This window comes from Parvibaculum indicum (assembly GCF_011762095.1).
In the GTDB taxonomy this organism is placed as follows: domain Bacteria; phylum Pseudomonadota; class Alphaproteobacteria; order Parvibaculales; family Parvibaculaceae; genus Parvibaculum; species Parvibaculum indicum.
Map to the genome: position 1 here is coordinate 1 of NZ_JAASQO010000029.1, position 6,821 is coordinate 6,821.

General features: G+C 62.5%; 4 protein-coding genes. All 4 read left to right on the top strand.

Going from position 1 to position 6,821, the window contains the following annotated elements:
- Positions 1 to 166 precede the first annotated feature (166 nt).
- The 4 genes from FHS78_RS19080 to FHS78_RS19095 all read left to right on the top strand — a co-directional run bounded on the left by FHS78_RS19080 (position 167) and on the right by FHS78_RS19095 (position 6,765).
- Positions 167 to 1,591 (top strand): tyrosine-type recombinase/integrase, encoded by a 1,425-nt coding sequence (locus tag FHS78_RS19080; protein ID WP_167096093.1) that lies wholly within the window; start codon positions 167 to 169, stop codon positions 1,589 to 1,591.
- Positions 1,588 to 3,375, top strand: coding sequence for a hypothetical protein (locus FHS78_RS19085; RefSeq protein WP_167096087.1), 1,788 nt, complete (start codon positions 1,588 to 1,590; stop codon positions 3,373 to 3,375). Before FHS78_RS19080 ends, FHS78_RS19085 begins: the two co-directional genes overlap by 4 nt.
- Positions 3,372 to 5,543, top strand: a complete 2,172-nt coding sequence (locus FHS78_RS19090; protein ID WP_167096089.1) for an integrase — start codon at positions 3,372 to 3,374, stop codon at positions 5,541 to 5,543. The genes FHS78_RS19085 and FHS78_RS19090 overlap by 4 nt, the downstream gene beginning before the upstream one ends.
- A 319-nt stretch (positions 5,544 to 5,862) precedes the next feature.
- Positions 5,863 to 6,765 (top strand): ArdC family protein, encoded by a 903-nt coding sequence (locus FHS78_RS19095; protein ID WP_167096091.1) that lies wholly within the window; start codon positions 5,863 to 5,865, stop codon positions 6,763 to 6,765.
- The last annotated feature ends 56 nt before the right edge of the window (positions 6,766 to 6,821 follow it).

A 6,821-nucleotide genomic window follows, 5' to 3' on the forward strand; every position in this document is an offset into this window, starting at 1 on the left:
TTATCTTGACAGTCTGCACCGATTGTCAGTGTCCTGCTTGACGTCGATGCAACAGGACTGACGGAGGCGTTATCCGGGCCGGCCGCAGCGCTCCCAAATAGCTGGCGGAGGCCGGCCTGGATAGCGCCGGGCAAGTTGAACTCCTTCGTTGATGCTGGGCTCCCGGATGGGGGTCCGGGGGAAGGTTGAACAACTTGTGGACAATGTAATCGCAGCTTCAAGCATTACCATTCAGGAGCGCAGATCAGCGGAGGGCCTTGATGCCCATGTCCCAATGATCCTCCGGGACGGAGCGCTTTACGATCCTGATCTGGATCGCTTTTTACGCGATCTTCCTCTCAATGGCGTTCGCTCACGCCATTCCCTTCGTGCCTATGGCTACGACGTTTTCGTCTGGGCTCGTTTTCTTTCGGAAGCCTGCGCCAAAACGATATGGCAAGCCGACCGGCATGATGTCCTTGCCTATCATCGCGTCCGCCGCCGCGCCGAGGTCGGACAACGCATTTCCGCTGCTTCCTGGAATCGCGCCGTTGCCTGTCTCGATCGGCTATATCGCTGGGGTGTGCAGGAAGGACTGATTGCAGAAGCACCCTTCACGCATCGCTCGGTCTGGAGGCAGGGGTACGGTGGGCGCCGTTCGCAGATGGCCGCGCGGAACGACGCCTATGAACCTGCCGCGCGTCGAGCGGACGTCAGTTTCGTCACGCTCGAGGACTATCGGCGCTTTCGGGATGTCGGCCTCAAGGCGCTTTTGCCTGACGGCCGCACACGCCCCGGCGCCCGAGATCGCACCGGCATTCGCAATGCGCTTTTCTCCGATCTCCTTGTGACCACAGGGCTTCGGTTGGAAGAAGCGTCGTCTCTCTTCGCCTCCGATCTCGTTTTCGCCGATTACCGTGCCGGCCGTCAGGTATGGCTGGATTTGCCGGACGCCCAGACCAAGGGTGATCGCGGCCGCCAGATTCTCGTTCCCGCTCGACTGCTCGAGCAGGTGCGCGCCTATGTCGATGTCGAACGTGCTCATGCCGTCACGAAGTTCCAACGGCGCTCGGAGTGGCAATCGATCGACCGACCGATCTTCGTTCATCGCGAGCGGCACGCGGCCCGGCTGCGACTAGTTGATGGCGGCGATATCGCACTCGACCTGCTCGACCCCGAGGAACGCGGTAGGATCATTGTCTGCGACAGCGACGGCACACCGAGCGAACCGGCGATATTGTGGCTCTCGGAGATCGGCTTGCCGGTGCAGCCGAACTCCTGGGAAGTCGCTTTCGCCCGTGCCTCCAGCCGGTGCAGATCCTTCGGTTTCGATATTGGCATCAGTCCACACCAACTGCGCCATACCTTTGCCGTTCACATGCTGGCGATGCTCATTCAGCACCGCCTTCGCGACGCTGCCTTGCCTGCCGGGCCGATGGAGGGATATCGGCAAGTTCTTGGCGATCCTCTCCAGCAGGTGCAACGGCTTCTCGGCCATGCCAGCCTGACGACGACCTATATTTACCTTGACCACATCGCTACGCGCGCCGACACCGTCGATGCGGCCGTCGAGGAACTCCTGGCGCTGCTTCCCTCGGAGGCTTCGCTATGACGGGCCGACCACGCAAGGGAACCTCGGTCCGCTTTGTACCAGCCGATGGTGTCGCTCCCGCGCATGCCAGCGATCTGGTGCTCGGACTTCGCTTCAACATCGAGGCGCTCTACGGCGGAACTGTCGAGGTTGATCTTGTCGGCGAGCATCCGCGGCCCTTCGCCCTCGCGTTTGCAGGAGCTCTGCGCCGGCAGTCCGAGCTTGGTGGTCCGCTCGGCGCGCGGAGCACGATCAAGCAACACCTCCAAGCCTATCTGAAGTTTTTCGCATATCTGCGCGAACATTCCACGGCAAAGACGCCCGCCGATCTGCGCGCAGACGATATCGACGGATACGAGGATTTCCTCGAAGCCGGCGGGATGACTCCGATCCACCGGCACACTGTCCTCGCCAAAGCCATCCTGGCCCTCCGCTCGATCGACGCTGACCAGCCCGGTCTTCTGGATGAAGGGGTTCGCCATCGGCTGCGCTACACCAGTGCACGATCCGTCGGGCGATCCCGACCACGAGACGCCTACAGCCCGTTCGTTGCAAGGCAGCTTCGAGACGCGGCTCGTGGCGACATCGCCAAGATATTCCGGCGGATCGGGTGGCCACTCGATGAAGACGACAACTATCCCAACCTTCGCAGAGTGACCGATGAGGCCAATGCCCGGATCGTCGCCTCCGGCAGGCTCAGCAGTGGGGACCGCACCTTCAAAAGCCTCTACTTCATGAGGCTGCGGCGCGGCCTTCCGGTCTCTAACCTGGCCGAGAGTCTGCACGCACGCTTCCATCTGTGCGCGATGGATATTCCACCACTGCTGACCTTCCTCTCTCTGGAGACCGGCCTGGAGCTCGAATGCTGCAAGGCGTTGACGATCGACTGCCTTAAGAACCCTGGACCCGGTACGATCGAGATTGCCTATGTCAAGCGGCGTGCCCGCGGCGCCGAGCACAAGCACATCCGTGTCCGTGACGGCGGGATCGGGACACCGGGTGGTCTGATCCGCAAGCTGATCGAGGCAACGGCATTCACACGGCAGTTCGTTCCAAGCGAGAACCTTTGGCTCTATTATTACACCGGGCGGAAGCAGCTTCGCGCAGGTCTGGAGCATCAGCAGGAACTCGTAGCCAGATGGATAAAGGGCCATGATCTCGTTGATGACGATGGTGAGCCGCTCCGTCTCGTTCTTTCTCGGCTGCGTAAGACCCACAAGGCGCTTTGGTATCTGAAGACCGAGGGCCATATGGCCCGTTTTGCCGTTGGACATACTCCCGAGATCGCCGCACGCCACTACGCGGATATCCCTTCGCTGCGCCCGCTGCATGAAGCCACCGTTGCCGAGGCCTTTTCCGAAGTCGCGGCGGCGGCTGGTCCGATCATCCTGGCGCCCGCCGAGGAAGATACCTGGCGGCAATGCGACCCCCCTCCCGAAGGGCCTGAGGACCGCGACAGTATCCTGCGTGGTGACCAGGACGTTTGGCTCGCCGCATGCTCTGGTTTTGATCGCAGCCCCTTCGGAGAACCAGGCGAGCCTTGCCCGCAACCATTCTGGGGCTGTCTCGAATGCCGCAATGCGGTCATCACCGCGCGCAAGCTGCCCGCGATCATCGCATTCCTACAGTTTATAGAACAACAGCGGGCGGGTCTCTCCGCCTCAGAGTGGGCAATGAAGTTCGGCCGCGCCCATGCGCGCATCGCCGGGCAGGTTCTGCCGGCATTTCCCGAGAGCATGATCGCCGCAGCCCGCCGTGAGGCGGAAGAGCACACCCTTTATCTTCCGCCGGAGGCCCGCCAATGAGGGGATTGTCGCCAGCAGCTTCCTCACGGCAATACGATCTGCGCCCAGTTCTGGCCACCGCTCCGCTAAAGCCCGGTTTTGATCGGGATGCTCTGTCGCGCTACAGCGATCCAAGCTGGGATCTCGGTCCGGCCGTGTTTCGCGAGAGCGCTCGCCGCTGTCACGTCACCGTGCATTTCGGGTCGATCGAGGATGTGAGCGTCCGCGAGGCGTTGCGCGAACTTCTCTATGCCCGGCTCAATGTCGACCTGCCAGGTCACCGCAAGATCCTTTCTCCCGGTAGTGTCCGGCAGGTCTTCAACCGCGCCCGACGCTTCTTCGAGTTCGTGCGTGATGAACTCGGTGAGGTCGATCTCCGCCGCGTCGACCAGCCACTTCTTGATCTCTATGTCCGGCACCTCAAAGCCGACCGTGCTCGTCGGCCGGTCATCGTCACTCAGCTACTGGAGGTGCCGTTCGATCTCTATGCCTATCGCGATGATCTTCCTTCCGGAGGACTGTCATTCCAGCCGTGGGTCGGCAGACCTCCAGCGCGTGTCGCGGGCTATCGTCACGTCCGCGAGAACCGGACGCCGCGCATTCCCGAGACAATCATCTCACCGTTGCTGGCCTGGTCGATCCGGTATGTCACCGAGTTTTCCGCCGATATCTTCGCAGCCCGTGAGGAGATGGACCGTCTCGAAGCGCATTGCGCCGCGCTCATCGAGCAGGACAGCGTTCTCGAACGTAAAGACCGGCGGCGCCAGCAGCGTAACCGGCTTGAGGACTATTTCGGGCGGCTTCGCAGGGAAGGTCGCGGGGTGCCGATCTGGGGCACTGCCCATAACGGCATATTCCTCCGGCATCCCGAGACAGGAGAGCTGTCGCCACCCGTCAACGCCCACCTGCTTCACCTGCACATCGGTATCGACACGCTCACCGAGCCGAAGATGCACATTCAACTCACGAACGGCGCTCCACGCCAGATCAGAGCTGCGGTGCTCGAGCTCGGTGTCGAGACTGGCGGCATGGATACACCCATCTCCATTCTTCCAGAGACCGGCAAGCCCTGGCGGTCTCGCTTCGACGCCAAGACCCTGGCGGCGGAAGAGCGCATGCTGCAATCAGCGGCCTATATTCTCTGTGCTTATCTGACCGGCATGCGGGACTGCGAAGTCCAGGCGATGCAGCGTGGATGCCTTTCCCTGACGCGCAGCGAAGACGGCATGATCATGCGCCATCGTGTTCGGTCCGTCGCCTATAAAGGCAAGTCCACCCAGGGCGAACCTGCCGACTGGGTCACCATCGAGCCCGTTGCCAGAGCTGTCGAGGTTCTGGAACGCCTGTCGTTCCGCGTTGCATCAGCCCGCGGCCTCGAGACGCTCTGGCCCGTTCTGATCGCACGGCCTGTTTGCAAGGATCACCTCTCGGCCGAGATCGTCCGCCAGCTCAACCGATTCCGGGATCATCTCAACGACCTGTTCAGCACACCGGGCATACCGGCGATCCCGAATGGGCCAGGTGATCAGCCTTGGCGGATCACGACGCGGCAGTTCAGACGAACGATCGCATGGCACATCGCCAATCGTCCCTTCGGCACCATCGCCGGCATGATCCAGTACAAGCATGCCTCCGTCGCCGCTTTCGAAGGATATGCCGGCTCCAGCCGTTCCGGTTTCAGAGCGGAAGTCGAGAACCAGCGTAGCCTCGGTCAGCTCGATGACCTGTTGATCTATTTCGACGAGCGGCAGGCCGGGGCCAAGCTGTCCGGGCCTGCAGCGACACGTATCGCGAAGACGCTCGATAGCGTATCGGACGATCTCGGACCGCTTCCGGCCATGATCGCTGATCGCGCCCGACTGCGAACCATGCTCGCGAGCCTCGCGCGGACCTTGCATGTCGGCGTGCTGGCCGATTGCTTCTTCGATCCCGGCACGGCCGTCTGCCTAAAGCAGGCCACCGGAGCCAAAGGTCCGCTGACCGCACTCTGCCAGCCGACCCTCTGCCCAAATGCCTGCATCACCTCCATGCACCGGCCAGCATGGGCGCGGTCTGCGCAGGAGGCCGCAGACCTGTTGAAGGAGAAGCGGCTGTCCACGCTTCAACGAAGCATCCTTCAGCAGAATCTTGATCGAGCGAAGACGGTCCTCGACAGCATAGACAAGGACCAGTCCGCGCCCGGCTCCTGAGGGGAGCTGGGTGCTCCTTCGCCGGTGGCCCGCCCGGCGTGCTCGGAGCGCGCGATGCCCGGCGTATCCGCGCAACGGCTGATCGCCGTCCTCCGCTTACGCTTCGGCTCTGCGAGTGCGCGGCCACGCCTGAGACATCGCAATCCGCTGCTCCGACGCCGGGACAGGCCCCGGCGGAGAAGGAGCAACAATCATGACAAGACAAAAAATCAGGAACAGCCGCCCGAACGGGCGGCAGGAGAGGAAGAGGACGGCCGGAGTCGGGCGGCCGGTTGAAGGGGCGAGAGAGGCTCGCGCCGCCGGCCACGGAGATTCCACAATGAGGAACACCTCGTCATCCGTCCAGCGCGCCGACGTCTATTCCCGCGTCACCGCAGAGATCATCGCCGCCATCGAACAAGGTGCCGGCGAATGGCGTGCGCCCTGGTTCCACAACGGGTCCAGCATCGCGCGCCCGACCAACCTCTCATCCGGCAAGCGATACCGCGGGATTAATACGCTAGCCCTCTGGGCAGCGGGCTTCGCCGGCGGATATGGCGACGGCCTATGGGGCACCTACAAGCAATGGCAGGATGCCGGCGCGCAGGTGCGGGAAGGAGAGCGTTCCACCACGGTAGTGTTGTGGCGGGAGATCCAGGCTTCCCGGCAGGCCGACAACGAAGACGATGATGACGGGCATCGGCGAATGTTCGCCCGTGCTTTCTCGGTCTTCAACGTCGCTCAGGTCGATGGCTACGAGCGCCCAGATACGCCCGTGCTGCCCGAGGCTGAACGTCTCGGCCATGCGGAAGCGTTCATCGCCAACCTGGGCGTCAAGACTGAATTCGGTGGATCGGAGGCCTATTACCGCCCGTCGGCCGACACCGTGTTCATGCCACCGTTCTCCTCCTTCCGCGACGCCGCATCGTTTTATGGGGTGTGGCTCCATGAATGTGGGCACGCCAGCGGCTCCAAGCACAGGCTCGATCGCGATCTTTCCGGGCGCTTCGGTTCAGCCGCCTATGCCGCCGAAGAATGCTGCGTGGAAATTCTCAGCGGGCTCGTCCTCGCTGACCTTGACGTCGCCCACCATCCGCGCCCCGACCACGCCGCCTATGTCGCCTCGTGGCTCAAGGTCCTGAAGAACGACCCCAAGGCCATCTTCACCGCAGCGAGCAAGGCGCAGCAGGCAGCCGACTGGATGCACGCTCAGCAGCCCCAGGCAGAGGAGATGGCAGCATGATCAACCTCATCTTCACTGCGGAAAAATTTCAGATTGGGGCTGGACTGTCAGGATAT

Coding starts and splice junctions, on each gene's coding strand:
- FHS78_RS19090 (WP_167096089.1), top strand. CDS start 3,372: ATGAGGGGATTGTCGCCAGCAGCTTCCTCACGGCAATACGATCTGCGC.
- FHS78_RS19080 (WP_167096093.1), top strand. CDS start 167: ATGGGGGTCCGGGGGAAGGTTGAACAACTTGTGGACAATGTAATCGCA.
- FHS78_RS19085 (WP_167096087.1), top strand. CDS start 1,588: ATGACGGGCCGACCACGCAAGGGAACCTCGGTCCGCTTTGTACCAGCC.
- FHS78_RS19095 (WP_167096091.1), top strand. CDS start 5,863: ATGAGGAACACCTCGTCATCCGTCCAGCGCGCCGACGTCTATTCCCGC.